This window comes from Polaromonas sp. YR568, from assembly GCF_900116715.1.
GTDB lineage: Bacteria > Pseudomonadota > Gammaproteobacteria > Burkholderiales > Burkholderiaceae_C > Polaromonas.
On the sequence record NZ_FPBM01000002.1, the window covers coordinates 1 to 26,333 of the forward strand.

General features: G+C 61.9%; 22 protein-coding genes, 1 tRNA gene and 1 pseudogene. 17 read left to right on the forward strand and 7 right to left on the reverse strand.

Translation table 11 applies throughout. The features are described from left to right. Nucleotides 1–238, reverse strand: a pseudogene (locus tag BM408_RS04545) (IS21 family transposase); the annotation flags it as partial. A gap of 93 nt (nt 239–331) precedes the next feature. On the opposite strand from BM408_RS04545, the gene BM408_RS04550 reads away from it, so the two are divergent. Both BM408_RS04550 and BM408_RS04555 read left to right on the forward strand, forming a co-directional pair. Further along, a complete protein-coding gene (locus BM408_RS04550; RefSeq protein WP_254774707.1) occupies nt 332–838 on the forward strand; it encodes a TolC family protein in 507 nt (168 codons plus the stop codon). Continuing rightward, a complete protein-coding gene (locus BM408_RS04555) occupies nt 835–1,374 on the forward strand; it encodes a toxin-activating lysine-acyltransferase (protein WP_254774708.1) in 540 nt (179 codons plus the stop codon). Before BM408_RS04550 ends, BM408_RS04555 begins: the two co-directional genes overlap by 4 nt. Before the next feature lie 35 nt (nt 1,375–1,409). Here the strand turns inward: BM408_RS04555 and BM408_RS04560 are convergent. The 4 genes from BM408_RS04560 to BM408_RS04575 form a co-directional block, all read right to left on the reverse strand. After that, nucleotides 1,410–1,499: transfer RNA gene (locus BM408_RS04560), tRNA-Ser, on the reverse strand. Between the two features lie 67 nt (nt 1,500–1,566). Beyond that, complete coding sequence (locus BM408_RS04565; RefSeq protein WP_092127420.1) at nt 1,567–1,941, reverse strand: DUF2237 family protein; 375 nt, start codon at nt 1,939–1,941, stop codon at nt 1,567–1,569. A gap of 60 nt (nt 1,942–2,001) precedes the next feature. Next, entirely contained in the window at nt 2,002–2,913 is a 912-nt protein-coding gene (locus BM408_RS04570; protein WP_092127422.1) for an SPFH domain-containing protein, read from the reverse strand. Between the two features lie 121 nt (nt 2,914–3,034). Then, nucleotides 3,035–3,463 (reverse strand): NfeD family protein, encoded by a 429-nt coding sequence (locus tag BM408_RS04575; protein ID WP_092127424.1) that lies wholly within the window; start codon nt 3,461–3,463, stop codon nt 3,035–3,037. Nucleotides 3,464–3,662: 199 nt separating this feature from the next. On the opposite strand from BM408_RS04575, the gene BM408_RS04580 reads away from it, so the two are divergent. Further along, nucleotides 3,663–5,951 carry an arginine/lysine/ornithine decarboxylase gene (locus tag BM408_RS04580; RefSeq protein WP_092127426.1) on the forward strand — a complete coding sequence of 763 codons (2,289 nt, stop codon included), beginning with the start codon at nt 3,663–3,665 and terminating at the stop codon, nt 5,949–5,951. A 134-nt stretch (nt 5,952–6,085) separates the two neighbouring features. Here BM408_RS04580 and BM408_RS04585 read toward each other — a convergent pair whose 3' ends face one another. Further along, complete coding sequence (locus BM408_RS04585) at nt 6,086–7,054, reverse strand: DNA ligase (protein WP_092127428.1); 969 nt, start codon at nt 7,052–7,054, stop codon at nt 6,086–6,088. A 219-nt stretch (nt 7,055–7,273) separates the two neighbouring features. Here BM408_RS04585 and BM408_RS04590 point away from each other — a divergent pair, with 219 nt between their 5' ends. Together BM408_RS04590 and BM408_RS04595 are read left to right on the forward strand one after the other, a co-directional pair. Beyond that, on the forward strand, nt 7,274–7,624 hold the full coding sequence (locus BM408_RS04590) for a GFA family protein (RefSeq protein WP_092127430.1): 351 nt from the start codon (nt 7,274–7,276) through the stop codon (nt 7,622–7,624). Nucleotides 7,625–7,687: 63 nt separating this feature from the next. Then, on the forward strand, nt 7,688–8,476 hold the full coding sequence (locus tag BM408_RS04595; RefSeq protein ID WP_371326987.1) for a GNAT family N-acetyltransferase: 789 nt from the start codon (nt 7,688–7,690) through the stop codon (nt 8,474–8,476). Nucleotides 8,477–8,514: 38 nt separating this feature from the next. Here the strand turns inward: BM408_RS04595 and fabI are convergent, their stop codons facing one another. Beyond that, entirely contained in the window at nt 8,515–9,324 is an 810-nt protein-coding gene (fabI, locus tag BM408_RS04600; RefSeq protein WP_092127434.1) for an enoyl-ACP reductase FabI, read from the reverse strand. 107 nt (nt 9,325–9,431) lie between these two features. Here fabI and BM408_RS04605 point away from each other — a divergent pair, with 107 nt between their 5' ends. The 12 genes from BM408_RS04605 (at nt 9,432) to BM408_RS04660 (ending at nt 26,291) form a co-directional block, all read left to right on the forward strand. Continuing rightward, the gene (locus tag BM408_RS04605) at nt 9,432–11,231 is read left to right on the forward strand and encodes an extracellular solute-binding protein (protein ID WP_092127436.1); all 1,800 of its coding nucleotides are present in this window, start codon (nt 9,432–9,434) and stop codon (nt 11,229–11,231) included. Nucleotides 11,232–11,346: 115 nt separating this feature from the next. Then, on the forward strand, nt 11,347–12,375 hold the full coding sequence (locus BM408_RS04610) for a microcin C ABC transporter permease YejB (RefSeq protein WP_092127438.1): 1,029 nt from the start codon (nt 11,347–11,349) through the stop codon (nt 12,373–12,375). Next, nucleotides 12,341–13,495 (forward strand): ABC transporter permease, encoded by a 1,155-nt coding sequence (locus BM408_RS04615; protein ID WP_092127440.1) that lies wholly within the window; start codon nt 12,341–12,343, stop codon nt 13,493–13,495. Before BM408_RS04610 ends, BM408_RS04615 begins: the two co-directional genes overlap by 35 nt. Next, entirely contained in the window at nt 13,495–15,141 is a 1,647-nt protein-coding gene (locus BM408_RS04620) for an ABC transporter ATP-binding protein (RefSeq protein ID WP_092127442.1), read from the forward strand. The genes BM408_RS04615 and BM408_RS04620 overlap by 1 nt, the downstream gene beginning before the upstream one ends. 423 nt (nt 15,142–15,564) lie before the next feature. Next, nucleotides 15,565–16,161: a ribosome maturation factor RimP gene (gene rimP / locus BM408_RS04625; protein WP_092127444.1), complete on the forward strand. Its 597-nt coding sequence runs from the start codon at nt 15,565–15,567 to the stop codon at nt 16,159–16,161. Between the two features lie 33 nt (nt 16,162–16,194). Continuing rightward, on the forward strand, nt 16,195–17,721 hold the full coding sequence (nusA, locus tag BM408_RS04630; RefSeq protein ID WP_092127446.1) for a transcription termination factor NusA: 1,527 nt from the start codon (nt 16,195–16,197) through the stop codon (nt 17,719–17,721). 28 nt (nt 17,722–17,749) lie between these two features. Further along, nucleotides 17,750–20,644, forward strand: coding sequence for a translation initiation factor IF-2 (gene infB, locus BM408_RS04635; RefSeq protein ID WP_092128455.1), 2,895 nt, complete (start codon nt 17,750–17,752; stop codon nt 20,642–20,644). A gap of 63 nt (nt 20,645–20,707) precedes the next feature. Further along, a complete protein-coding gene (gene rbfA / locus BM408_RS04640; protein ID WP_092127448.1) occupies nt 20,708–21,076 on the forward strand; it encodes a 30S ribosome-binding factor RbfA in 369 nt (122 codons plus the stop codon). A gap of 90 nt (nt 21,077–21,166) precedes the next feature. Further along, nucleotides 21,167–22,213 carry a tRNA pseudouridine(55) synthase TruB gene (gene truB, locus BM408_RS04645; RefSeq protein WP_092127450.1) on the forward strand — a complete coding sequence of 349 codons (1,047 nt, stop codon included), beginning with the start codon at nt 21,167–21,169 and terminating at the stop codon, nt 22,211–22,213. A gap of 34 nt (nt 22,214–22,247) precedes the next feature. Continuing rightward, the gene (typA, locus tag BM408_RS04650; RefSeq protein WP_092127452.1) at nt 22,248–24,074 is read left to right on the forward strand and encodes a translational GTPase TypA; all 1,827 of its coding nucleotides are present in this window, start codon (nt 22,248–22,250) and stop codon (nt 24,072–24,074) included. A 208-nt stretch (nt 24,075–24,282) separates the two neighbouring features. Further along, on the forward strand, nt 24,283–25,158 hold the full coding sequence (locus tag BM408_RS04655) for a DMT family transporter (RefSeq protein ID WP_092127454.1): 876 nt from the start codon (nt 24,283–24,285) through the stop codon (nt 25,156–25,158). Further along, complete coding sequence (locus BM408_RS04660; protein WP_371326988.1) at nt 25,155–26,291, forward strand: enoyl-CoA hydratase/isomerase family protein; 1,137 nt, start codon at nt 25,155–25,157, stop codon at nt 26,289–26,291. Before BM408_RS04655 ends, BM408_RS04660 begins: the two co-directional genes overlap by 4 nt. The last annotated feature ends 42 nt before the right edge of the window (nt 26,292–26,333 follow it).

The window sequence follows — 26,333 nt, forward strand, 5'->3', positions numbered from 1 at the left end:
GCCGCTGTTTCCGCGATTTTGTTGCCTCAATTCCCAGCCATGTGGCCAGCTTCTCGGCATAGGGATCGAGCTTGCTTGAGCTGACCCGCCTTGGATACTTGGGCTCGCTCTCTTCTGATCGCAGGTGCTTCTTCACTGTGTTGCGAGCCAGGCCTGTACGCCTTGAGATCTCGCGGATGGACATCTGATCTCGCAATGCCCAACGTCTGATGACATTCAATGTCGCCACGTCTATCACTCCTAATTTCCCTCCGCTTTTAAAACAAGCAGAGTAGTGCCTACGTGGGTCAGATTTGGATGGAAATTACTGCGCTAACTGGATCAGATTTCGATGAAATTCAACAGCAACACCTTCACGTCCGGCAGCATCACTTCCCCGGCCGACATCCCGGTGCGGACCCGATCCAGCCAGATCGGCTTGACCTTGACGATTCCGATCTATGCCGGCGGCGGTGTGCAGGCGCGTTTGCGCGAAGCCCTGGCTTTGAAAGACAAGGCCGAAGAGGACCTGGAAGCGGCGCGCCGGCAGGCGGTCGCCCAGGCACGCCAGGCATTTACCGGCGTTGTAAATGGCGGGGCACAGGTTCTGGCCCTGGCGTCGGCCGTGGCGTCCAGCAAAAGCTCACTGGACGCCAACAAGATCGGCTTTCGCATTGGCACGCGCATCAACATCGATGTGCTCAATGCCGAGCAGCAGCTGTATGCGGCCCAGCGCGACTGGCACAAAGCACGGGCTGAAACACTGATGCAAGGGCTGCGCCTGAAAGCCGCGAATGCGACGCTGGCCGAAGCGGATCTGAATGCCATCAACGACTTACTGGAAACCCGTCAACCATGACAAAGCCATCTAATCCGCCGAAAGTACCTCAACCGGGGCCATTGCCTCCGGACGAACTGGCAGGCCTGGCCGCGCTGGCCAAACAGCAAGCACACAAGGTGCTGGGGAAGATTCCGTTGCTTGGCCCCGTCACCTGGCTGATGCTGCAACAGGCTGCCGGCCGCCAGACCCTGCTCGGCGAGCTGGAGTGGCGTGTGATGCCGGCGCTGATACTCGACCAGGCCAAGCTGTATTTGAAAGACGACGCACCTGTGGCGTTTGCGTCCTGGGCCAGGCTCAGCGAAGAAGTGGTGCAGCGCTACCGGACTGCCCCTCATCAACTCACCCTGGCCGACTGGGCTTCGGGCGACCAGATCTGGTTGATCGATGTGTTCACGCCGTTTGGCGGTGCGCAGGAGGTGCTCAAGGACTTGCGCGAGCAGGTGTTTGCGGGGCAGGTCGTTCACCAACTGGTGCCGGTTGGCGCGCAGGCGAAAGTGATGACATGGCCCGCGGCGGTTGAAGGCTTATCAGAGCCAAATAAGCGGCACAAATGAAAAAGCGCCCCGAAGGGCGCTTTTCATTGACTCACTGGCGGAAGAGGCGGGATTCGAACCCGCGGTAGGTTTAACCCTACGCACGCTTTCCAGGCGTGTGACTTAAACCGCTCATCCACCCTTCCGCGAAGCCTTTGATTATAGCAGTGCTGCCGGCGCCTGGCGTCTCAAATTGCACCAACTACTAGCCGTTTAATGGACGGCGCCCAGAAACCGGTGCTTTTCCAGCTGTGCCAGGGTGACAAACTCCAGCGCCTTGGCGTGGGTGGATTCAAGAATGACGGGTGGTGCAAAGCCGGCTTCCAGCGCTTCGCGCCAGCGGTTGGCGCACAGGCACCAGCGGTCGCCCGGCTTCAGCCCTGCAAAACGATGCTCCGGCCGGGGCGTGCTCAGGTCGTTGCCGCGCGCGGCAGAAAACGCCAGAAACTCGCCGGTGACCCGCACGCACACCAGGTGTGAGCCCAGATCCGTGGCGTCCGTGTTGCAGCAACCGTCACGAAAGTAGCCGGTCAACGGGTCGTAGGAGCAGGGCACCAGCTCGGTGCCCAGAACATTTTTTGTGCTCATGATGTCGTCTGCGGAGCGTGAAGGCCTGGTTTGGGTTGGGTTGATTGGGCTTGGCTTGAATCAGGCCTTGTTGGTCTGCACCATCTTCATGGCCGAGCTGATGAGGGCGGAAACCTCAGTCATGTTGCTGGGCACGATCAGGGTGGTGGTCGCGTCGCCGGCCACGCGTGAATACGCTTCGACGGCCTTTTCGGCCACTTTCAGCTGCACGGCTTGCTCACCGCCGGGCTGGCGGATGGCGGCAGCGACGACTTCAATCGCCTTGGCGTTAGCTTCGGCAACCGCCGTGATGGCAGAGGCCTCACCCTGGGCGTTGTTGATGGCGGCCTGCTTTTCGCCTTCAGAGCGAGCGATAAAGGCCTCGCGTTCGCCAGTGGCGATGTTGATCTGCTCCTGTTTGCGGCCTTCCGAGGCGGCGATCAGCGCGCGCTTTTCACGTTCAGCGGTAATTTGCGACTGCATGGCGTGCAGGATTTCTTTCGGGGGCGTCAAATCCTTGATCTCATAGCGCAGGACTTTCACACCCCAGTTCAGGGCAGCTTCGTCAATGGCGGCAACGACTTGCGCATTGATGATGTCGCGCTCTTCAAAGGTCTTGTCGAGCTCCAGCTTGCCGATCACTGAGCGCAGCGAGGTTTGGGCCAGTTGCGTCACGGCCACGATGTAGTTGGATGAGCCGTAGCTGGCGCGCATCGGGTCGGTCACCTGGAAGTAAAGGATGCCGTCAACCTGCAGCTGGGTGTTGTCGCGTGTGATGCAAACCTGGCTCGGAACGTCGAGCGGGATTTCCTTCAGGCTGTGTTTGTAGGCCACACGGTCGACAAAAGGCACAAGGAAATTCAGCCCGGGGGTAAGGCTGCCGTGGTACTTGCCCAGCCGTTCGATCACCCACGCGTTTTGCTGAGGCACAACCTTGATGCTGCGCACGATAAAGATGCCGGCGACGATCAGGATGACGATTGCGATTTCCATGGTTTCTCCATTTATTTATGAATGATTGGTGCGTCTTTTTGAAATCTTGAAGCTTTGACGCGTCCCCTGGCCTGTACCTGATCTGAACTTGATGAAGGTGCAGGCCGAGGCTCCCTCAAGCCTACAGTCTTTCAATGACCAGGCGGTTGCCCAGCATTTCCTTGATGCGGAAGTTGCCCGGGTTGCCCGGCTCAGACGGGTCCGCAGCCACGGCCGTCCAGTTGGCGCCACGGAATTTCACCGTCGCCGTACCGTCCGGGTTCCATTGAGACACCTGCACCGGCTCGCCGATGTCCAGGTTGACGTCGCGGTTTGCGTTGGCCGGCAGGGGAGCCGGGCTTTTGCTGCGCTGCCAGTGCCAGGCGGCAACCGCGCCGCCACCGACCGCCGCCGCCACCAAGATCTGGCCCACCAGCGCCAGGCCCAGGTGGGCGGCGATGGCGCCCGCCACAAAGCCCACCGCAATCATCAGCAGGTAGAAGGTCCCGGTTACCAGTTCCACCGCGACGGCCACACCGGCCAGCAGCCACCAGATAGTCGATTCACTCATGCTTCCTCCTTTTGTCGGTCATCCGCTACATTTTGGGGCAATTAGACCCCAAGACAAGCGTAGCGCAACAATATGTCCTTACACTTCGCTGCTTGGAAAAAGCTTCCTCTCACCGCCCGGGCTCAACCTGTCTATGCCCATTGAGCGTTTCCCATGCCCTCCGACAGGTTCAGGGCGACCTTGAACTCCAGCCCAAGCCATGAAATTCCGCTTTCCCATTGTCATCATTGACGAAGACTTCCGCTCCGAAAACACCTCCGGACTGGGTATCCGCGCGCTGGCGCAGGCCATAGAGAGCGAAGGCTTTGAGGTGCTGGGCGTCACCAGCTACGGCGATCTGTCGCAGTTTGCCCAGCAGCAAAGCCGGGCCAGCGCCTTCATCCTGTCAATCGACGACGAAGAGTTCTCGCCGGGCCCCGATCTCGACCCCGCTGTGCTCAACCTGCGCACCTTTATCGAAGAGGTGCGCCGCAAGAATCTGGACGTGCCGATTTACGTCTACGGCGAAACCAAGACCTCGCGCCATATCCCCAACGACATCCTGCGCGAGCTGCACGGGTTCATTCACATGTTTGAGGACACGCCCGAGTTTGTGGCGCGCCACATCCTGCGTGAAGCCAAAAGCTATCTCGAAGGCGTGCAACCGCCGTTTTTCAAGGCGCTGCTGGATTACGCCGAAGACGGCTCCTATTCCTGGCACTGCCCCGGCCATTCTGGTGGCGTGGCTTTCCTCAAGAGCCCGGTCGGTCAGATGTTTCACCAGTTTTTCGGTGAAAACATGCTGCGCGCCGACGTCTGCAACGCGGTAGAAGAACTCGGCCAGCTGCTGGACCACGATGGCGCCATCGGCGCCAGCGAGCGAAATGCGGCGCGCATCTTCAACGCCGACCATTGCTTCTTCGTGACCAACGGCACGTCGACCAGCAACAAGATGGTGTGGCACCACACGGTGGCGCCCGGCGACGTGGTGGTGGTTGACCGCAATTGCCACAAGTCCATCCTGCACTCCATCATCATGACCGGGGCGATTCCGGTGTTTTTGAAGCCGACGCGCAACCACTTCGGCATCATCGGCCCGATTCCGCAGAGCGAATTCGAGCCGGACGCCATCCGCGCCAAGATCGATGCCAACCCGCTGCTCAAGGGTGTAGACAGCAGCAAGGTCAAGCCGCGCGTGCTGACGCTGACGCAGTCCACCTACGACGGCGTGCTCTACAACACCGAGACCATCAAAGGCATGCTGGACGGCTACATCGACAACCTGCACTTCGATGAGGCCTGGCTGCCGCACGCCGCTTTCCACCCGTTCTACGGCGCCTACCATGCCATGGGCAAGAATCGCGTCCGGCCGAAAAAGGCGGTTGTCTATGCCACCCAGTCCATCCACAAGCTGCTGGCCGGTATCAGCCAGGCCAGCCACGTGCTGGTGCAGGACTCGCAGGATGTGAAGCTCGACAGGCACCTCTTTAACGAGGCCTACCTGATGCACACCTCGACCTCGCCGCAGTACAGCATCATCGCCAGTTGCGATGTGGCCGCGGCCATGATGGAGCCGCCCGGCGGCACCGCGCTGGTCGAAGAAAGCATTGCCGAGTCGCTGGACTTCCGCCGCGCGATGCGCAAGATCGACGAGGAATACGGTGACGACTGGTGGTTCAAGGTCTGGGGGCCGGACAAGCTGGTCGAAGAGGGGATCGGCGAAGCCCAGGACTGGATCATCAAGGGTGAATCCCGCAGCGCCAAGACGGCCAAAAACGGCGCCAACAACTGGCACGGCTTCGGTCAGATGGCCACCGGCTTCAATATGCTGGACCCGATCAAGTCCACCATCGTCACGCCCGGGCTTGACCTGAACGGCAAGTTCGCCAAAACCGGCATCCCGGCCAGCATCGTGACCAAGTTCCTGGCTGAACACGGCGTGATCGTCGAAAAAACCGGCCTCTACAGCTTCTTCATCATGTTCACCATCGGCATCACCAAGGGCCGCTGGAACACGCTGCTGACGGCGCTGCAGCAGTTCAAGGACGACTACGACAAGAACCAGCCGATGTGGCGCATCCTGCCGGAGTTCTGCCAGAAGTACCCCAAGTACGAGCGCATGGGCCTGGCCGATTTGTGCCAGCACATCCATACCCTGTATGCCAAGTACGACATCGCCCGCCTGACCACCGAGGTGTATTTGAGCGACCTGGCCCCGGCCATGAAGCCCAGCGACGCCTACGCCCACATCGCCCACCGTACGACGGAGCGGGTCGAGATCGACCACCTGGAAGGCCGCATCACCGTAGGACTGGTCACGCCTTACCCACCGGGCATTCCGTTGCTGATTCCGGGCGAGGTGTTTAACAAGCGCATCGTGGACTACCTGAAGTTCTCGCGCGAATTCAATGCGCAGTGCCCGGGCTTTGAAACCGATATCCACGGCCTGGTGGAAGAGGTCGACGCCAAAGGCAAAACCCGCTACTACGCCGACTGCGTGAAGAAGTAGCGCGGTGGGTTGAGCAGACCGGAGGCTGCGCTCAGCCGTAGCGGCAAAAAACACTTGGCCGGCGCTGATGTGCCGGCTTTTTTCTGGGCGCCTAACCCCGGGAGCTTGATTCCGGAGGGCTTGATTCGGGGCAGTTAAAGCGCTGCTTCTTCCTGCGTCCGCATAAAACTCGCAAAGCGCGGAATCCCGCTGTCGTTCAACCCCCGAAAACGGTAGGTAACGGTGCTGCCGACGGGTGGCGGATTGCGGCGCTGCTCATCGCTCAGGCCCGTGCCCAGCTTGAAGCGTTGGGCCGCCTTGCCATCCTGGCCCGGCATTTCTACCAGCAGGGCGCCCACCAGGCCGGCGTATTTGCCTTTGCCCGGAATGTGCCCAACCACGCGGGCCTCGGTGTCTTCATGGGTTTTGAGTTTGAGCAGGTCGTCATTACGGCCGCTTTTGTAGAGCGAAGCGCCGCGGTGCAGCATCAGCCCTTCGCCACCACTTTTGACGGTCCTGGTCAGCAGCGCCTGAAGGGCGGGGTGGTTGGGCACTTTGGATTGCGCCACAGCTTGCACCCAGGGCTGGTCGATACGGCTCACGACGCCGCCCAGGGCCGGCACCCGGTCGCTGAAGCGGCCGCTTTGTGCGGGCAAGTCAAATACCATGTAGCGCATGCCCCGCCAGGCGGCGTCATCCGGTTTTTGCTGGCGTACCGTCGAGACGGCCCTGGCAAATTGGCCGCGGCCAGCCCACAGCTCTCCGTCCATGGGCACTTTGGGCCAGCCCGCAGTGAACCAGGCGGGGGCGGCAATGCGCTCGCCGCCCCGGGTCAGCAGCTTTTCGCCGTCCCAGTAGCCGCGTACGCCGTCGTACTTTTCGCTCACCCAGTAGTCGGGTGGGGAAATGCCCGGGTGATAGCTTTTGGCCAGCATCAACGGCGGGGCGCCCGGCGTGGAAAGCACCGCAGCGGGGACTGCTCCAGACGCGGCAGAGATTAAGGGCGAGGCCGGTGTGACAAGGCCTGCGGCTGCCAACAGCAGATGCAGGGCTGTGAGGCGAAAAAGCGCCGTGGGGGCAGCAATGAGGGCAGCCGAAGCTTGCAGCTGGGACTGGTTTTTCATGGGTACTTGGTTTGGCTGGCTTCGATTTATCGGACCTGGATTGACTTTTTGCTGTATGAATATACAGTCTATATTTGAGCGTGCAGAGTTGCAAGCGACTCCGCGCCATCGGTTGTTTATCGGTAGGCCTTCTCTGCTTCTCTCCTCGGCCGCTGGTGTGCAACCGCACCCTCCACCCCACAATTTCGGTCACCAGATGACCACGAAAGGAATCCAGCCATGACGACCCAGCAAGGAAGCTGCCACTGCGGAAAAATCGCTTTTGAAGTGGAAGGCCAGCCAGAAAGCGTGCTCGCATGCAATTGCTCCATGTGCCTGCGCAAAGGCGCGCTCCACTGGTTTGTGCCCCGCGACAAACTCCGGCTGCTGACGCCGGAGGAAAACGCCAGCACCTACCTGTTCAACAAGCACGCCATCCACCACCGGTTTTGTCCGACTTGCGGCATTCACCCTTATGGCGAAGGCACAGACCCGAGCGGCAAGGGTATGGCTGCCATCAATGTGCGCTGCCTGGAGGGCGTTGACCTCGCCGCCATTCCTGTTGAGCAATTCAACGGGCGGGCTTACTAGTCTCGAACAGCCCCCGACGGTTTCCCAGGGGTCAAATGTGTAACCCATTGCGTCAATAATCTGGTGATCGACAACCGACTTTCCGTGGCGCCCGGCGCTGCGATTTCCCCCATGACGCCGAGCGATATTGAAACCATAGAGCGAGCCACCGTTGCGGCGGTATCACCCGAAGCCGTTGAAGAATTTCAGGGCTGGCTGCTGCCCTTTGACAGCGGAACGGTGAGCCGGGCCCGCAGCGCGGTGCCCTTGCGCCACGGCCCGGTTGAAAACGCCATGGTCGACCAGATTGAGGCGCGCTACCGGGCACGCGGGCTGCGTACGGTGTTCCGCCTGGCTCAGGCGGCCTGTTTCGACAGCTTGCGGCAAGAGCTGGCGCGGCGCGGCTACCAGACCGGCAAGCCGGTGCTGGTCCAGGTGGCGGCCGTGAAGACCATGCGCGACGTCTGCACCGCCACCCCCGCCGAAACCGCAGATTCACCCGATGCGGGGTGGGCAGCGCTCTTTCTGGCCGAAGGCTTTGACCCGGTAGATGGCGCCAGCCGGGTCAAGGCCTTGAGCCGTGCGCAGGGTTCGGTGTTCGCCAGCGTTCGTGACCAGGACAAAACCGTGGCGGCCGGCGCCGGCGCATTCAGCCACGGCTGGTCCAGCGTGCACGGCATGCGTACCGACCAGGGCTTCAGGGGCCGGGGGCTGGCCGGGCGGGTCCTGGCAGGTATTGCGGACGTTGCGGCACAGCGGGGCATAACACGGGTGTTCCTGCAGGTCGAAGACGTCAACACACCGGCGCTGGCCTTATACCGGCGCGCGGGCTTTGAAACGGTCTGGAGTTACGACTACTGGACTCAGCCCTGAGCGCTGAGCCGGCGCACCCGAAGGCCGCCCGTCAGGCTTCAGCCCGCTTCCGCCGGCTCCGCAATGCCGCCCACCACGTGGCTGAAGCCGCCATCGACATAGGTAATCTCGGCGCTCACGCCGCCGGCCAGGTCGCTCAGCAAAAAGGCGGCGACATTGCCGACGTCTTCAATCGTCACATTGCGGCGGATCGGCGAGGCCTCGGCCACCACGCTCAAAATCTTGCCGAAGCCCTTGATGCCGCTGGCAGCCAGGGTTTTGATCGGGCCGGCGCTGATGCCGTTGACGCGCATGCCCTTGGGGCCCAGCGACTCGGCCAGGTAACGCACCGAGGCTTCCAGGCTGGCCTTGGCCAGGCCCATGGTGTTGTAGTTGGGCACAGTACGCACGGCGCCCAGGTAAGTCAGCGTGAGCAGGGCGGATTTTTTGTTCAGGTAGGGCAGGGCTGCCTTGGCCATCGCCGGAAAGCTGTAGGCGCTGATGTCGTGGGCAATCTTGAAGGCTTCGCGCGATAGGCCGTCCAGGAAATCGCCGGCAATCGCCTCGCGCGGCGCAAAGCCGATGCTGTGCACAAAGCCGTCAAAGGTCGGCCAGGTTTTGGAAAGGTCAACAAACATCTTCTCGATCTGCGCGTCGTCGCCCACGTCGCAGTCAAAAATCAGCTTGGAGTCGAAATCGGCCGCGAACTCGGTGATGCGGTCCTTGAAGCGCTCACCGACGTAGCCGAAGGCCAGTTCGGCGCCCTGGGCATGGCAGGCCTTGGCAATGCCGTAGGCGATGGACCGGTTGGAGAGCACGCCCGTGATCAACAGTTTTTTGCCGGTGAGGAATCCAGTGTGTGTGGCCATGCGGGAGAGCTCCAGTAGGTACGTAACGGTTAAACAGGTGAAGGGGGCAGGGAACGCGGTGCCGGTGCACTGCAATCCCGCCGACTCAAGTAGTGCAGAATTGTCGCATGCGAAGTTTGCTGGTTTGGGTCCTGCTGGGTCTTTCATCACCGTCATGGGCCGCGCACGGCTATGCGCTCTGGGGAGACCTCAAGTACCCCGCGGGGTTTGCCCACTTCGACTATGTCAACCCCGCCGCGCCCAAGGGCGGCGACCTGCGCCTGGTCAGCAACCTGCGCTACTCGACCTTCGACAAATACAACCCCTTCACCATCAAAGGCTCGGCGCCGGCCTACCTGTCGGACTTCATGTTCGACTCGCTGCTGACAGGCGCGATGGACGAGACCGCCTCAGGCTACGGCCTGCTGGCCGAAGACGTCGAGGTGTCGTCCGACGGGCTGACGGCCACCTTCCGCCTGCGCAAGGAGGCGCGCTTTCACAATGGCGACCCGGTGCTGGCCGCCGACGTCAAGTACAGCTTTGACACCCTGATGGGCCCGCATACCTCGCCGGCCTACAAAACCCTGCTCGAAGACGTCGCGGCCTGTGAGGTCACCGGTGAGCGCACGGTGCGCTTTCGCTTCAAGAAGCCGAACCGCGAACTGCCGCTGACGGTGGGCGGCTTGCCGGTGTTCAGCCGCAAGTGGGGCATGGACGCTACCGGCAAGGCCAAGCCCTTTAACGAGGTCGTGACCGATATCCCGATCGGCAGCGGAGCCTACCGTATCGGCCCGGTGGTTTTCGGCAAAGACATCACTTATGTGCGCGACAAGGCTTACTGGGGGGAAAAGCTCAATGTCCGGGTCGGCACCGACAATTTCGACAGCGTCACCGTCAAGATCTACAAGGACAACACCGCCCGGCTGGAGGCGCTGAAAGCCGGCGAGTTCGACATCATGCGGTTTTTCTCGGCCGGCGACTGGGCCCGGCGCCTGAGCGGCAAACGCTTTGACAGCGGCGAGCTCGTCAAAGGCGAGTTCAAGCACAGCCTGCCTTCGGGCTTCCAGAGTTATGTGCTCAATACCCGGCGCGAAAAGCTCAAGGACCCGCGCGTGCGCGAGGCCCTGGGCCTGGCGATTGACTACGAATGGATGAACCGCCAGCTGTTTTACGGCGCCTACCAGCGCGTGTCGGGCCTGTTTGGCAACACCGACTGCCATGCCACCGGCCTGCCGGCGCCCGAAGAGCTGGCCCTGATGGAGCCCTGGCGCAAAGACATCCCGGCAGCGGCGTTCGGCCCCATGTACGTGCCGGCGCGCACCGATGGTGATTCTTCCTTGCGCGCCAATTTGCGCCGTGCCCAGGCCTTGCTGAAGGAAGCCGGCTGGGAAGTGCGGGATGGCAAGCTGCGCAACGCCAAGGGCGAGCCCATGGTGCTCGAATACCTGGACAGCAGCGAAGGCGGTGTGCGCACGATTTCGCCGTGGATGCGCGCCCTTGAAAAACTGGGCATACAGCTCAGCTTCCGCCAGGCCGATTTCGCGCTGTACCAGCAGCGCCTGGACAAATTCCAGTTCGACATCATCTCCATCGCCTATCCCGGCACCAACAACCCGGGCCAGGAGTTTGCCGACCTGTTCGGCACCAAGGCCGCCTCCACGGAAGACTCGGGCAACTTCAGCGGCGCCGCCAATCCCGCGATCGATGCCATGATTACCAAAATGACCGGCGCCAAAACCAAGGCTGAACTGCTGCCCGCCTGCCGTGCTCTGGAGCGCATCGTGGCGCACAGCCACTATCTGCTGCCGCAGTGGACGGCCGGCACCCACCGCGTGGTGTACAACGCCCGCCGCCTTGCCATGCCGGGCCAGATGCCGCCTTATGCGCCTGGCGAGACCTGGATCATTAACACCTGGTGGAAAAAATGAACACCCCCGTCGGACGTTCGCTTCGCGTAACGCCTTCCCCCCTCCAAGGGGGCGGCGCCTGTGGCCTGGCGGAGCCAGTTCCACGGCCCCCGCTGGGCTTTGCAGGGCTCTGATCATGTTTGCCTACATTCTCAAACGCTGTCTGTTGATGATTCCGACTTTGTTCGGCGTGCTGCTGATCACCTTTGTGGTGACGCAGTTTGTGCCGGGCGGGCCGGTGGAGCAGTACATGGCTGAGGCCAAAGCGGGTGCCGGCCGCGGCGCTGAGGGGGGTGGCCTGAGCTACCGGGGCGGGCAGGGCGTGGATCCAAAACGCGTTGAGCAGATCAAGGCGCTTTACGGTTTTGACAAACCGGCGCCGGAGCGCTTTTACCTGATGCTCAAGCAGTTTTTGAGCTTTGACCTGGGCAAGAGCTTCTTTCAGAACAAAGACGTCTGGCAGCTGATCAAGGAGAAGCTGCCGGTTTCCGTCAGCCTGGGTTTGTGGACCTTTTTTATCAGCTACCTGGTGGCGGTGCCACTGGGCGTGGCCAAGGCGGTGCGTGCCGGCTCGCGTTTTGATTTCGTCACCACCTTGCTGGTGCTGACCGGCTATGCGATTCCGGGCTTTGTGCTGGGCGTTGCGTTGCTGGTGATCTTCGGCGGGCAGCTGCAATGGTTTCCGCTGCGCGGGCTGACCTCGTCCAACTGGGAGACCTTGAGCTGGGGCGCGCGCATCACCGACTACCTCTGGCACATCACCTTGCCGGTCACGGCGATGGTGCTGGGCAGCTTTGCCGTCACCGCCATGCTGACCAAAAACGCCTTCCTGGAAGAGATCCGCAAGCAATACGTGCTGACGGCCCGCGCCAAGGGCCTGGGCGAGCGCCAGGTGCTGTGGAAGCATGTGTTCCGAAATGCGCTGATCCCCATCATTACCGGCTTTCCGGCGGCCTTTATCGGGGCATTTTTCACCGGCTCGCTGCTGATCGAAACCTTGTTCTCGCTGGACGGCATGGGCCTGCTCAGCTATGAAAGCATCATCCGGCGCGACTACCCGGTGGTGCTGGGCACGCTTTATCTCTTTACCTTGATTGGCCTCTTTACGAAGCTGATTTCCGATTTGTCTTATGTCTGGGTGGATCCGCGTGTACGGTTTGACTGACCCCCCTGAAGCCACCTCCGGTGGCCTTCCCCCCGAGGGGACGCCTCCTGCGGACGGGCAAAGCCCGATCCGCGGCGGCACTGGTTCGGAGCCGTACGTTTCCAACTCGCCTGCGCGGCGCGCGTGGCGGCGTTTCAGGCGCAACAAGCTGGGGTTCTACAGCCTGGTGGTGTTCTGCGCACTGGTGGTGCTGAGCCTGTTTGCCGAGCTGGTCTCGAACGACAGGCCGCTGCTGGTGCGCTATGAGGGCGGTTATTACTTTCCCATGGTCAAGGACTACAGCGAAAAAACCTTTGGCGGCGATTTCGACACGACCACCGATTACCTTGACCCATTCATCCAGGAGCGGCTGGCGCGCGGCAGCAATTTTGCGGTGTATACGCTCAACCCTTACGGGCCCAACACGCTGAATTATTTCGCGAAAGAGCCAAACCCCTCCAAGCCGACGCGGGCCAACCTGCTGGGCACCGACGACCGGGGGCGTGACCTGCTGGCCCAGCTGATTTACGGCTTTCGGGTCAGTGTGCTGTTTGCGCTGGCGCTGACGGTCACCGGCGTGCTGCTGGGCATGCTGACGGGGGCGCTGCAAGGCTATTTCGGCGGCAAGACCGATTTGCTGTTCCAGCGTTTCATCGAAATCTGGGGCTCCATGCCGGAGCTCTATTTGCTCATCATCTTCAGCGCCGTCTTTGCGCCCAGTGTGGCCTTGTTGCTGATTTTGCTCAGCCTTTTCGGCTGGATGGGGCTGTCGGACTATGTGCGAGCCGAATTCCTGCGCAACCGGCAGATGGACTATGTGCGCGCCGCGCGTGCGCTGGGCGTGGGCAACCTGCACATCATCTGGCGCCACATCCTGCCCAACAGCCTGACGCCGGTTGTCACGTTTTTGCCCTTTCGCATGAGCGGTGCGATCCTGGCGCTGACTTCGCTGGATTTCCTGGGCCTGGGCGTGCCGCCGGGCACGCCGTCGCTGGGCGAATTGCTGTCGCAGGGCAAAAACAGCATTGACGCCTGGTGGATTTCGCTGTCGACCTTTGCGGTGCTGGTCATCACGTTGCTGCTACTCACCTTTATGGGCGACGCCTTGCGCGACGCGCTTGACCCCAGGAAGGCCGACTGATGACTACGCCACTCCTTGACGTCCAGAACCTGCGTATTTCGTTTGCGGGCAAATCCGTTGTGCACGGCATCGATTTTTCCATCGCACCGGGCGAAAAGCTGGCGCTGGTGGGCGAGTCGGGTTCGGGCAAGACGGTGACGGCGCTGAGCCTGCTGCGTCTGGCGCAAAACGCTACCGTGGGTGGAAAGGCCGTCTTTACCGGCGTGAATGCGGCTGAGCGCACGGCCAGCGGATCCCCACCCAAGGCGCCGGTTGACCTGTTGTCCTTGCCGGAGCAGTCTCTGCGCGGCATTCGCGGCCGCGACATCGCCATGATCTTCCAGGAGCCCATGACAGCGCTGAACCCCTTGTTCAGTGTGGGCAACCAGATTGCCGAGATCATTCAGCTCAAACAGGGCCTGAGCCCTGCGGAATGCGCCCAGGCCGCCATCAAACTGCTGGCAGACACGGGGATTACCGAACCCGAAAGGCGGGCCAACTCCTTCCCGCACCAGCTTTCGGGCGGGCAGCGGCAGCGGGCCATGATCGCGATGGCGCTGGCCTGCCAGCCCCGGCTGCTGCTGGCCGACGAGCCCACCACCGCGCTCGACGTCACCCTGCGCAGCCAGATCCTCGACCTGCTGGGTGAGCTGCAACGGCGCAACGGCATGGCGGTGCTGATGATCACCCACGACCTGAACCTGGTGCGCCGGTTTGCCGATCGCGTGGCGGTCATGGAAAACGGCCATATCGTGGAGCAGGGCGCTGTGGCGGAAGTGTTCGCCCGGCCCCAGCATCCCTACACCCGCAAACTCATTGACAGCAGGCCGCAGCGCGATGGGCTTGCAGCGGCAGACGCCGGCGCGGGCCCGGACGCAGCGCCCACCATGCGCGCGGAAAGCCTGCGCGTGGCCTATCCGGTCTCTATTCCAGGCATTCGCGGCTGGTTCAAAAAAGGCGAGTTTGTGGCTGTGAAGGGCGCCAGCTTTCATATTCCCCCAGGCAAGACGCTGGGCGTGATCGGTGAGTCGGGCTCCGGCAAGTCCACCCTGGCGCTTGCCAGCCTGGGTTTGCTGCCTTTTTCGGGGCAGTTGCAGGCGGCGGGCCAGGCCTGGAGCCGGGAAGCATCGCGCAACAAGGCCATCCGCCGTGCCGTGCAGGTGGTGTTTCAGGACCCGTTTTCATCCCTCTCACCTCGCATGCCGGTTGAAGCCATTGTGGAGGAGGGCCTGACGGTGCACGAGCCCCATCTGGGCTCGGCCGGACGGCGTGAAAGAGCGCTGCAGGCCCTGGCCGACGTAGGCATGACAGACGCCCAGTTTCCGGGCTTGCTGCAGCGCTATCCGCATGAGTTCTCGGGCGGCCAGCGCCAGCGCCTGGCCATTGCCCGCGCGCTGATCGTCAACCCCAGCCTGCTGGTGCTGGACGAGCCTACCAGCGCGCTGGATGTGACCATCCAGAAGCAGGTGCTGGGGCTGCTGCAACGGCTGCAGCGCGAGCGCGGGCTGAGCTACCTGCTGATCACCCACGATGTGGGCGTGATCCGCGCCATGGCGCACGAAGTCATGGTGATGAAAGATGGAGACGTGCTGGAGTCAGGCTCGCTAAGCGAGGTGCTGGATACGCCGCAGCACCCCTACACGCGGGTGCTGGTGACGGCTGCCTGAGTTCGGTCTGCACTTTCTATTCTCACAAATTACTTTAACCAAATGAAATAGTTAAATGATTTATATGAATATTTTTGCAAAATAACCTTGACTTGAATGCGGCCAACCGAGTCCCATCTATCTTTCTCGTTGGGTTGCTTTTCGTCCCATTGCGGTGGAATTCAAGTCCGAAAAGCTAGCCAGGAAAAAGACGCCCTTCGCTCAAGGCTTCAGGTTTCCAGCAACGGGGCGCACATCTGATCATCCATAGTTAAGCAACAAGTTTTAAGCGCCCTTCGATTTCAGGCACGGAAATTGTTTGCATCGATGGGCGCAGCACGTTACAATAAGAGCTTCACGACCAAATGGGCGGGTTTTCACCGCCCATTTTTTTTGGGCGTTTGTTTTTGATGCATTGATTTAAAACGGGTTTTAGAAGACTGAATGGCATTGCAAGAGACGATTGAGCAAACTGTGACGGGGCTTGGCTACGAGCTGGTCGAGATCGAACGCACCGGCGGCGGTTTGCTGCGTGTCACGATCGACATGCCCTACGTCAAAGGCGCCGAGCAGTTCATCAATGCCGAAGATTGCGAAAAGGTCACCCGCCAGCTCCAGTTTGTGCTGGAAGTCGAAGGCGCCGAATATGCGCGGCTGGAGGTCAGCTCCCCCGGCATCGACAGGCCCTTGCGCAATGAAAAGGATTTTGAGCGTTTTGCCGGTGAGTTGATCGACATCACCCTCAAGGCGCCGATTGGCGTGGCAGCCAGCGCCGGCTCGACGGTGGCGGCCAGCCGCAAGAAGTTCCGCGGCACGCTCGAGCGCGCCGCTGCCGGTACCGCCGGCTGGCAAATCGTCTGGAGCGATGAGCCCGCCGTCAAACCCGGCCAAAAAGTTAGCAAGAAGAAGGTTCCAGCACCGCTGCAGGCGCTGGGTTTTACGCTCGACGAGATCCAGCAGGCGCGCCTTGCGCCTGTGGTTGATTTCAAGGGGCGTAAACCCAAAATAGCCCCTGGTGCCGAACCCTCTACAGACAATTAAATTTCAAGAAATGAAGAAAGGCAGGCTTGTGAAATGAATCGCGAACTGTTGATGTTGGTTGATGCCATCTCGCGTGAAAAAAATGTGGAACGTGACGTCGTTTTCGGCGCGGTCGAGCTCGCGCTCGCCTCGGCCACCAAGAAGGTGTACGAAGGCGAAGTGGACATCCGCGTGGCCGTCGACCGTGACAGCGGCAATTACGAGACCTTCCGCCGCTGGCTGGTTGTGCCCGATGAAGCCGGCCTGCAAAACCCTGAAGCCGAAGAGCTGGTGAGCGATGCGCGCGACGAGATCGCCGACATCGAAGAGGGCGACTACATTGAAAAGCCGGTTGAAAGCCTGCCTATCGGCCGTATCGGCGCGCAAGCCGCCAAGCAGGTCATCCTGCAAAAGATCCGCGACGCCGAGCGCGAAATGCTGCTCAACGACTTCATGTCGCGCGGCGACAAGATTTTTGTCGGCACCGTCAAGCGCATGGACAAGGGCGACATCATTGTCGAATCCGGCCGCGTCGAAGGGCGTCTGCGCCGCTCCGACATGATCCCGAAGGAAAACCTGCGCTCCGGCGACCGCGTCCGCGCCATGATCATGGAAGTGGACACGACCCTGCGCGGCGCGCCCATCATCCTCTCGCGCACCGCGCCCGAGTACATGATCGAGCTGTTCCGCCAGGAAGTACCTGAAATCGAGCAGGGCCTGCTGGAGATCAAATCCTGCGCCCGTGACCCCGGTTCGCGCGCCAAGATCGCCGTGCTGTCGCACGACAAGCGAGTCGACCCTATCGGCACCTGCGTCGGCGTGCGCGGCACCCGCGTCAACGGCGTGACCAACGAACTCGCCGGCGAACGCGTCGACATCGTGCTGTGGAGCGAAGACCCGGCCCAGTTTGTGATCGGTGCGCTGGCTCCTGCCAACGTGTCGTCCATCGTGGTGGACGAAGAGCGCCACGCCATGGACGTCGTCGTCGATGAAGAAAACCTCGCGATCTCGATCGGCCGCGGCGGCCAGAACGTGCGCCTTGCCGCCGAACTGACAGGCTGGAAGATCAACATCATGACGGCCGACGAATCTGCCCAGAAGCAGGCCACCGAAACCGACACCAGCCGCAAGCTTTTCATGGAAAAGCTCGACGTGGACGAGGAAATCGCCGACATCCTGATCTCCGAAGGCTTCACCAGCCTGGAAGAAGTGGCTTATGTGCCGCTGCAGGAAATGCTGGAGATCGAATCCTTCGACGAAGACACCGTCAATGAGCTGCGCACGCGCGCCAAAGACGCACTCCTGACGATGGAAATCGCCAAGGAAGAAAATGCCGAAGGCGTTTCGCAGAACCTGCGCGACGTCGAAGGCCTCACGCCAGAGCTGATCGCCAAACTCACGGAAGCGGGCATCAGCACCCGCGACGACCTGGCCGACCTGGCTGTGGACGAACTTACCGATATCACCGGCCAGTCTGCGGACGAAGCCAAAGCCCTGATCATGACCGCTCGCGCGCATTGGTTTACCGATGAGCCCGCTGCCGCTGACACCCCTGCACCCGCAGCGGCCCAAGAGCAATGATCATGAAAGGCCTGCAGGAAAAAAACATATGTCCAGTACCACCACCGTCGCTGAATTCGCAGCTGAACTCAATAAATCCACCGCCACGCTGATCGAGCAATTGACCAGCGCCGGGGTTGCCAAGGCGCAAGCCAGTGATCCCCTGTCCGAGGCGGACAAGCAGAAGCTCCTGGGCTATCTGCAGGCCAGCCATGGCACCGTCACGGCCGAGCGCAAAAAGATCACGCTGGTGAAAAAATCCACCACCGAGATCAAGCAGGCCGATGCCACCGGCAAAGCCCGCACCATCCAGGTTGAAGTCCGCAAAAAACGCACCTTCGTCAAACGCGAGGACGGCTCCGATCAGCCCGCGGAAGAAGTCCAGCCCGAAGTGGCCGCACCACCGCCGGCGCCCGTTATCGATGATGCGGAGCTGATCCGCCGCGAAGAAGAAGCCAGCCGCCATGCCGAGCTGCTGCGCCGCCAGGAGCAGGAGCTCGCCGAAAAACGCCGCCTGCGTGAAGAGCAGGACGCCAAGGACGCCGCACGCGAGCAGGAACGCCTGGCCGCCGAGCAAACCGCCCAGGCGGCAGCCGCCGCGGCTGAAGCCGTCGTCAAGAAAGCCAAGCCCGCCGGAAAAGCCAAGGAAGCCGCGCCGGCCGCGGCAGAAGCCGCCAAGGCCGCCGAAACCGCTGCCGCTGAACAAGCCACCAAGTCGGCAGACGCTGCCGCGGCTGCCGCAGCCGCCAAGGCCAAAGCCACCGCTGAATTCCAGGCCGACGCCGCCAAGGCGCAGGAGCTGCAGGACCGCCGCCGCAAGGCTGAAGCCGAAGCCGCCGGCATCCGCGCCATGATGTCCGCGCCCAAGCGCGTCCTGGTTCCGCACGTCGACCCCAAGGCCGCCATTAAGGGCACGCTGCACAAGCCGGCCGGCGCGCCGGGCGCAGCGGCCAAACCGGGCGCACCCGCTGCCGCGGGCGCACCAGCGGCTCCCGGCAAGAAAGAAATCAAGTCGGAGAACCTGTCTTCGACCTGGAAAGACGACGCCGCCAAGAAAAAGGGCATTCCAAGCCGTGGCGCGCCTGTCGTGCCGGGGCGTGGCAATTTCCGCAGCGGCCCGCGCGGTCGCCGCAGCAATGACCGCGAGGCACGTCCGGAATCCACTTTTGTGGCGCCGACCGAGTTCAAGGTCATTGAAGTGCATGTGCCTGAAACCATCACCGTGGCCGAACTCGCCCACAAGATGAGCGTCAAGTCTTCCGAGGTGATCAAGCACCTGATGAAGCTCGGCCAGATGGTCACCATCAACCAGTCGCTGGACCAGGACACCGCCATGATCGTGGTGGAAGAAATGGGCCACAAGGCAGTCACCGCCGCGCTGGACGATCCGGAAGCTTTCACCGACGAGGACGTCCATGGCCAGCAGGCAGAACTACTGCCGCGCGCCCCTGTGGTGACCGTCATGGGCCACGTCGACCACGGCAAGACCTCGCTGCTCGATTACATCCGCCGCGCCAAAGTGGCGGCGGGCGAAGCCGGCGGCATTACCCAGCACATCGGCGCCTACCACGTGGAAACCCCGCGCGGCATGGTGTCCTTCCTGGATACCCCGGGCCACGAAGCGTTTACCGCCATGCGTGCCCGTGGCGCGCAGGCCACCGACATCGTGATTCTGGTGGTGGCGGCCGACGACGGTGTGATGCCGCAAACCAAGGAAGCCATCAAGCACGCCAAGGCAGCCGGTGTTCCCATCGTGGTCGCGATCAACAAGATCGACAAACCCGATGCCAACCTGGACCGCGTCAAGGGCGAGCTGGTGACCGAAGAGGTCGTGCCCGAAGAGTTCGGTGGCGATTCGCCGTTTGTGCCGGTTTCGGCCCGTACAGGCGCCGGTATCGACACGCTGCTGGAGCAGGTCTTGCTGCAGGCCGAAGTGCTGGAGCTGCGCGCTCCCGTCGACGCCCTGGCCAAGGGCCTGGTCATTGAAGCCCAGCTCGACAAGGGCCGCGGCCCGGTCGCGACCGTGCTGGTGCAGTCCGGAACGCTGAAGGCAGGCGATGTGGTGCTGGCCGGTTCGACCTATGGCCGCGTGCGCGCCATGCTGGACGAAAACGGCAAGCCGATCAAGAGCGCGGGTCCATCGATCCCGGTCGAGATTCAGGGCCTGACCGATGTGCCCCAGGCCGGCGATGAGTTCATGGTGATGACCGACGAGCGCCGCGCCCGTGAAATCGCCACTTACCGCGCCGGCAAGTTCCGCAATACCAAGCTGGCCAAACAGCAGGCTGCCAAGCTGGAGAACATGTTCTCCGACATCGGCGCCGGCGAGGTCAAGATGCTGCCCATCATCATCAAGGCCGACGTGCAGGGTTCGCAGGAAGCCCTGGCCCAGTCGCTGCTCAAGCTGTCGACCGACGAAGTCAAAGTCCAGCTGGTGTATTCCGGCGTGGGCGGGATTTCCGAGTCCGACGTCAACCTGGCCATTGCCTCCAAGGCGGTCCTCATCGGCTTTAACACCCGTGCGGATGCCCAGGCGCGCAAGCAGGCCGAGAACAACGGCATCGACATTCGTTACTACAACATCATTTATGACGCTGTGGACGAACTCAAGGCCGCCATGTCCGGCATGCTCACGCCCGACAAGAAGGAAGAAGTCATCGGTACCGCCGAGATCCGCCAGGTGTTCAAGGTCAGCAAGATCGGCTCGATCGCCGGCTGTATGGTCACCTCCGGTCTGGTTCGCCGCAGTGCACGCCTGCGCCTCTTGCGCGACAACGTGGTCATCTTCACGGGTGAGCTCGACTCGCTCAAGCGTTTCAAGGACGATGCCAAGGAAGTCAAGGAAGGCTTCGAGTGCGGCTTGAATATCAAGAACTACAACGATATTCAAGAAGGCGACATCCTGGAATTCTTCGAAATCAAGGAAGTGGCGCGTACCTTGTAAAACGGACCGGCCCGCAGCCTCAAGGCGGCGGGCTTTTCCGGCAAGACCCTATCCCATAGATTCATGCGTAAAAAGTCATCCACCCCCAATCGCGGCTTTCGTGTCGCCGATCAGATCCAGCGCGATCTGACGGAGCTGATCGCGCGCGAGCTGAAAGACCCGCGGGTCGGGATGGTGACCATCCAGGCCGTCGAGGTGACGGCCGACTATGCGCATGCCAAGGTGTTTTTCAGCGTGCTCGTCGGTGACCCGAAGGAGTGCGAAGAAGCGCTCAACCAGGCCGCCGGCTTCCTGCGCAACGGGCTCTTCAAGCGCCTGATGACGCACACGGTGCCGACCCTGCATTTCCACTTCGACCGCACCACGGAGCGTGCGGCCGACATGAACGCCTTGATTGCCAAGGCGGTTTCTTCGCGCGCCCAAGACGACTGAGTTCGCGCCGTTTCCCTTGATGACAGGTTCAGGGACAACGGTGCCAACGAAGCGCCCGGGCCAGCCCGCGCGCTGAGCCTGTCGGAATTTATGACGCAAACCTCTTCTCATCGCCAGAAAATCCAGCGACGTCCCGTGCACGGCGTGCTGCTGCTCGACAAGCCGCTGGGCCTGTCGAGCAATCAGGCCTTGCAGAAGGCCAAATGGCTGCTGCGCGCCGACAAGGCCGGCCACACCGGCACGCTGGATCCGCTGGCCACCGGCGTGTTGCCGCTGTGCTTTGGCGCCGCCACCAAGTTCAGCCAGATCCAGCTCGACGCCGACAAGACCTATGAAGCAGTGCTGCTGCTGGGCCAGAAAACCACCACGGCCGATGCCGAAGGCGATGTCATTGAAACCCGGCCGGTGCCCGAGATCACACCGGCCTTGCTGGAGGCCCTGACGGCGCGCTTTACCGGCCCGCTGGCGCAGATTCCGCCCATGTACTCGGCGCTCAAGAAAGACGGCAAGGCGCTGTACGAATACGCCCGCAAAGGCGAAGACGTGGAGCGGGAAGCCCGCCATATCACGATTTTCAAGCTGAATATGGCCGTAACCCATGACAGCCGTGCGCAAGCCGCTATCAAAATCGTAGTAACCTGCAGCAAGGGCACATACATCCGCACGCTCGGTGAAGACATCGGCGAGGCGATTGGATGCGGCGCGCACCTCGGCTCACTCAGGCGGCTGGAAACCGGCGGCTTTGTGACGCAGCAGTGCGTGACCTTGCCGGCGCTGGAAGCCATGACGGAGCCCGAGCGCGAAGCCTGCCTGCTACCGGCCCAGTCGCTGGTGTCGGCGTACCCGTCTGTCACATTGGACGCCGACAATGCAGGTCGGTTTTTAAGCGGCCTGCGCCGCCGGGGCGAGCCCGGACAGTGGGGCGCCGATGCGCCGCTGGTGCAGGTCTATGGCGCTGAGCCGCCGGCTTTTCTGGGTTCAGCCCATATCACGGCCGATGAGCTGATTCCGCAGCGTTTGCTGAGCCCGATTGAAATACAGGACATTTTGCAAGCCGCCAGAACGCTGGCTGAACGCTCCACACCCGATTTTGCTGCCGCGCCCACCAGCGCTGCGGCGCCTTCTTTCCAACATTAACCCGTACCGTTTCGAGTCTTCCTGAAAGCCAACCATGAGCCATAAACAAATCCGCAATATCGCCATCATCGCCCACGTTGACCATGGCAAAACCACCATGGTTGACCAGCTGCTGCGCCAGTCCGGCACCTTTGCCGAGCACGAAAAAGTGGTCGACACCGTGATGGACAACAACGCGATCGAAAAAGAACGCGGCATCACCATCCTGGCCAAGAACTGCGCCGTGACCTGGGAAGGCACGCACATCAACATCGTCGACACCCCGGGCCACGCCGACTTCGGCGGTGAAGTGGAACGCGCGCTGTCCATGGTCGACGGCGTGGTGCTGTTGATCGACGCACAGGAAGGCCCCATGCCCCAGACGCGTTTTGTGACCAAGAAAGCCCTGGCGCTGGGCCTCAAGCCCATCGTGGTGGTCAACAAGGTCGACAAGCCGGGCGCCAACCCCGACAAGGTCATCAACGCCGCTTTCGACCTGTTCGACAAGCTGGGCGCGACCGACGAACAGCTCGACTTCCCCGTGGTGTATGCCTCCGGCATCAACGGCTGGTCGTCCCTCGAAGAAGGCCCACCCAACGAGCAGTGGGGCCCCGACATGTCGGCGCTCTTCAACACCATCCTCAAGCACGTGCCTGCGCAAAAGGGTGACCCCGCAGCGCCGCTGCAGCTGCAGATTTCCGCACTCGACTTCTCGACCTTCGTCGGCCGCATCGGCGTGGGCCGCATCAGCCAGGGCACCATCAAGCCCATGATGGACGTGGTCGTCATGGAAGGCCCGGACGGCAAGGCCGTCAAGGGCCGTATCAACCAGGTACTGACCTTCCAGGGCCTGGAGCGTGTGCAAGCCACCGAAGCCGGCCCCGGCGAGATCGTGCTGATCAACGGCCTGCCCGAAATCGGTATCGGCGTGACGATCACCGACCCGACCAGCCCGGCGCCGCTGCCCATGCTCAAGGTCGATGAGCCGACCCTGACCATGAATTTCTGCGTCAACACCAGCCCGCTGGCCGGCCGCGAAGGCAAGTTCGTCACCAGCCGCCAGATCTGGGACCGCCTGCAAAAGGAACTGCAACACAACGTGGCCCTGCGCGTGAAGGAAACCGACGAAGAAGGTATCTTCGAAGTCATGGGCCGGGGCGAGTTGCACCTGACCATCCTGCTGGAAAACATGCGCCGCGAAGGCTATGAAATGGCTGTCTCCAAGCCGCGCGTGGTGATGAAGGAAGTCAATGGCGAAAAGCACGAGCCTATCGAACTGGTCACCGCCGACATCGAAGACCAGCACCAGGGCGGCGTGATGCAGGCCCTGGGCGAGCGCAAGGGCGAACTGGTGAACATGGAGCCGGACGGCCGCGGCCGTGTGCGCCTTGAGTACCGCATCCCGGCGCGTGGCCTGATCGGCTTTACCAATGAGTTCCTGAACTTGACCCGTGGTTCCGGCCTGATCTCCAACATCTTCGACAGCTATGAAGCGCACAAGGGCGACATCGGCGGCCGCAAGAATGGCGTGCTGATCTCGATGGACGACGGTGAAATCTTCACCTACGCCCTGGGCAAGCTGGACGACCGCGGCCGCATGTTTGTGCGTGCCAATGACCCGGTGTATGAAGGCATGATCGTCGGCATCCACAGCCGCGACAACGACCTGGTGGTCAACGCCACGCGTACCAAGCAGCTGACTAACTTCCGCGTCAGCGGCAAGGAAGACGCGATCAAGATCACGCCGCCGATTGAACTGACGCTGGAATACGGTGTTGAGTTCATTGAGGACGACGAGCTGGTTGAAATCACGCCCAAGTCGGTTCGCCTGCGCAAGCGCCACCTAAAGGAAAGCGACCGCAAGCGCGCCGGACGGTCTTGAGCCCCCACGCTTTTCACTTCGTGTAATGCGCTGCCCCCCGAGGGGGCCGCTGCGCCTGCGGCCCGGCAAAGCCGGTTCCGCGGCCCCTGCTGGTACGAGACAGGGACCTGCGGGGGGCTGCGGGGTGAATCGTTTGAAACCAGGCCGCTGTGTGCTCCCGCTCCAGCGGCCTTTTATATTCGCTATCAACCTGAATTGATTGCAGTCCATGAAACTCACGCATTCCAAAGCCGTCTTCCTGATGATCCTCGTGACCATGATGTGGTCGATTGCGGGTGTGGTCACGCGCCACCTGGAGTCGGCGCGCAGCTTTGAGGTCACGTTCTGGCGCAGCTTTTTCACGGTGGTCTCGCTGCTGGTGATCCTGCCGCTGTGGCAGGGCAGGGCGGTATTTACCAAGATCCGCAACGGCGGCTCGGCGCTGTGGATTTCCGGCTTTTGCTGGAGTGTGATGTTCACGGCCTTCATGGTGGCGCTGACGCTCACCACGGTGGCCAATGTGCTGGTCACCATGGCGGTCAGCCCCTTCATCACGGCTTTGCTGGCCCGCGCTTTTATCGGCCACAGCATTCCCGCCCGCACCTGGGTGGCGATTGCCATGGCGGGCGCCGGCATCGCCTGGATGTACGGCGGGCAGATGGATCTCTCCAGCCACCTGGGCGGCACGCTGGTGGCCCTGATGGTGCCGCTGGCCAGCGCCAGCAACTGGACGGTGGTGCAGCACAGCCGTGCCCACGGCAAAAACATCGACCTGGTGCCTGCCGTGCTGGTGGGCGCTGTCATTTCAACACTGGCAACCTTGCCGCTGTCTTTCCCGTTTTCCGCCACGCCGCATGACATCGGTTTGCTGGCCTTGCTGGGCCTGGTTCAGCTGGCCATTCCCTGCGTGCTGTCGGTGATGTGCGCCGGGGTTCTGAAGGCGCCGGAAGTGGCCCTGCTGGCGTTGCTGGAAGTGATTTTTGGTATTTTGCTGGCCTGGTTTGGCGCGGGTGAAGTGCCTGGTGCGAGTGTGCTGACCGGCGGCGCGCTGGTCATTGGCGCGCTGGTGGTCAATGAACTGATTGGATGGAGGCAGCGGGCATGAGCGGAATGAGTGGAGTGAGTGTGGAAGCCAAGACCGAGGTGCTGGTCGAACGGCGCGGGAATGCCGGGCTCATTACCCTGAACCGGCCCAAGGCGCTCAATGCGCTGTCGCTGCAGATGATCAGGGACTTGACGCAGGCTTTGCTGGCCTGGCGCGATGATCCTGCGGTACAGGTCGTGGCGATTCGCGGCTCCAATAAAAAGGGCCAGCCGGGTACGCCTGAAAGCCTTTTTGGCGGCTTCTCGGCAGGCGGCGACATCCGCTTCTTTCACCAGGCCGCGCTGGCAGGTGACTCTGCACTCGAGGATTTCTTCACCGAGGAATACGCCCTCAACCACCTGATCCACACCTACCCCAAGCCCTACATCGCCTTCATGGACGGCGTGGTCATGGGCGGCGGCATGGGGATCAGCCAGGGCGCGCGCGTGCGCATCGTGACCGAGCACACCAAGATGGCCATGCCCGAGACCAATATCGGGCTGTTTCCGGACGTGGGCGGCGGCTACTTCCTGAGCCGTTGTCCCGGCCACGTTGGCGAGTATCTGGCGCTGACAGGCGACGTCATCGGTGCGGACGAGGCGCTGGCTTATGGGCTGGCAGACATCAAACTCGATGCGGCCCGCTTGCCGGCGCTGTGGGACAGTTTGGGCGCCCAGGCGTTTGCTTCGGCCGCAGAAGCCGAAAAATGGATTGCTACAGAATTAATAGCTGGTTACGCCCACCCTGAGGGCGCTACGGGCCAAATCGACACCTATTTCTCTTTACCCCGGGTGAAGCACATCGTGGACGCGCTGGAAGCCTCGCCTGACGCATGGGCGGCCAAAACAGCGGCCACGCTGCGCAAGCGCTCGCCGCTGCTGCTGCACGTGACGCTTGAGCAAATCCACCGTGCACGCGGCATGAACCTGGCCGACAACCTGCGCATGGAGCGCGACCTGGTGCATCAGTGCTTTCACCTGCGGCCAGGTACGGCCGGCGAAACCGTCGAAGGCATACGCGCCCTGGCGATTGACAAGGATTACAAGCCGCAGTGGAACCCGGCGCGCATTGAAGACGTCAAGCCCGCCATGACGGATGCGTTTTTTACCAGCCCCTGGACGCCTGAAACGCATCCCCTGCGTGATTTGAAGTAGCCGGGCCTCTTCTTCTCAGGCCCCTTCTCAGATTTCCCAGGC

Excerpts from the sequence above, each read along its gene's own strand:
- typA (WP_092127452.1), top strand. The coding sequence starts at position 22,248 with ATGAGCCATAAACAAATCCGCAATATCGCCATCATCGCCCACGTTGAC.
- rbfA (WP_092127448.1), top strand. The coding sequence starts at position 20,708 with ATGCGTAAAAAGTCATCCACCCCCAATCGCGGCTTTCGTGTCGCCGAT.
- BM408_RS04605 (WP_092127436.1), top strand. The coding sequence starts at position 9,432 with ATGCGAAGTTTGCTGGTTTGGGTCCTGCTGGGTCTTTCATCACCGTCA.
- infB (WP_092128455.1), top strand. The coding sequence starts at position 17,750 with ATGTCCAGTACCACCACCGTCGCTGAATTCGCAGCTGAACTCAATAAA.
- BM408_RS04610 (WP_092127438.1), top strand. The coding sequence starts at position 11,347 with ATGTTTGCCTACATTCTCAAACGCTGTCTGTTGATGATTCCGACTTTG.
- BM408_RS04575 (WP_092127424.1), bottom strand. The coding sequence starts at position 3,463 with ATGAGTGAATCGACTATCTGGTGGCTGCTGGCCGGTGTGGCCGTCGCG.
- BM408_RS04655 (WP_092127454.1), top strand. The coding sequence starts at position 24,283 with ATGAAACTCACGCATTCCAAAGCCGTCTTCCTGATGATCCTCGTGACC.
- rimP (WP_092127444.1), top strand. The coding sequence starts at position 15,565 with ATGGCATTGCAAGAGACGATTGAGCAAACTGTGACGGGGCTTGGCTAC.
- nusA (WP_092127446.1), top strand. The coding sequence starts at position 16,195 with ATGAATCGCGAACTGTTGATGTTGGTTGATGCCATCTCGCGTGAAAAA.
- BM408_RS04615 (WP_092127440.1), top strand. The coding sequence starts at position 12,341 with ATGTCTGGGTGGATCCGCGTGTACGGTTTGACTGACCCCCCTGAAGCC.
- BM408_RS04555 (WP_254774708.1), top strand. The coding sequence starts at position 835 with ATGACAAAGCCATCTAATCCGCCGAAAGTACCTCAACCGGGGCCATTG.
- BM408_RS04620 (WP_092127442.1), top strand. The coding sequence starts at position 13,495 with ATGACTACGCCACTCCTTGACGTCCAGAACCTGCGTATTTCGTTTGCG.
- BM408_RS04585 (WP_092127428.1), bottom strand. The coding sequence starts at position 7,054 with ATGAAAAACCAGTCCCAGCTGCAAGCTTCGGCTGCCCTCATTGCTGCC.
- BM408_RS04590 (WP_092127430.1), top strand. The coding sequence starts at position 7,274 with ATGACGACCCAGCAAGGAAGCTGCCACTGCGGAAAAATCGCTTTTGAA.
- BM408_RS04570 (WP_092127422.1), bottom strand. The coding sequence starts at position 2,913 with ATGGAAATCGCAATCGTCATCCTGATCGTCGCCGGCATCTTTATCGTG.
- truB (WP_092127450.1), top strand. The coding sequence starts at position 21,167 with ATGACGCAAACCTCTTCTCATCGCCAGAAAATCCAGCGACGTCCCGTG.
- BM408_RS04565 (WP_092127420.1), bottom strand. The coding sequence starts at position 1,941 with ATGAGCACAAAAAATGTTCTGGGCACCGAGCTGGTGCCCTGCTCCTAC.
- BM408_RS04580 (WP_092127426.1), top strand. The coding sequence starts at position 3,663 with ATGAAATTCCGCTTTCCCATTGTCATCATTGACGAAGACTTCCGCTCC.
- BM408_RS04660 (WP_371326988.1), top strand. The coding sequence starts at position 25,155 with ATGAGCGGAATGAGTGGAGTGAGTGTGGAAGCCAAGACCGAGGTGCTG.
- BM408_RS04550 (WP_254774707.1), top strand. The coding sequence starts at position 332 with ATGAAATTCAACAGCAACACCTTCACGTCCGGCAGCATCACTTCCCCG.
- fabI (WP_092127434.1), bottom strand. The coding sequence starts at position 9,324 with ATGGCCACACACACTGGATTCCTCACCGGCAAAAAACTGTTGATCACG.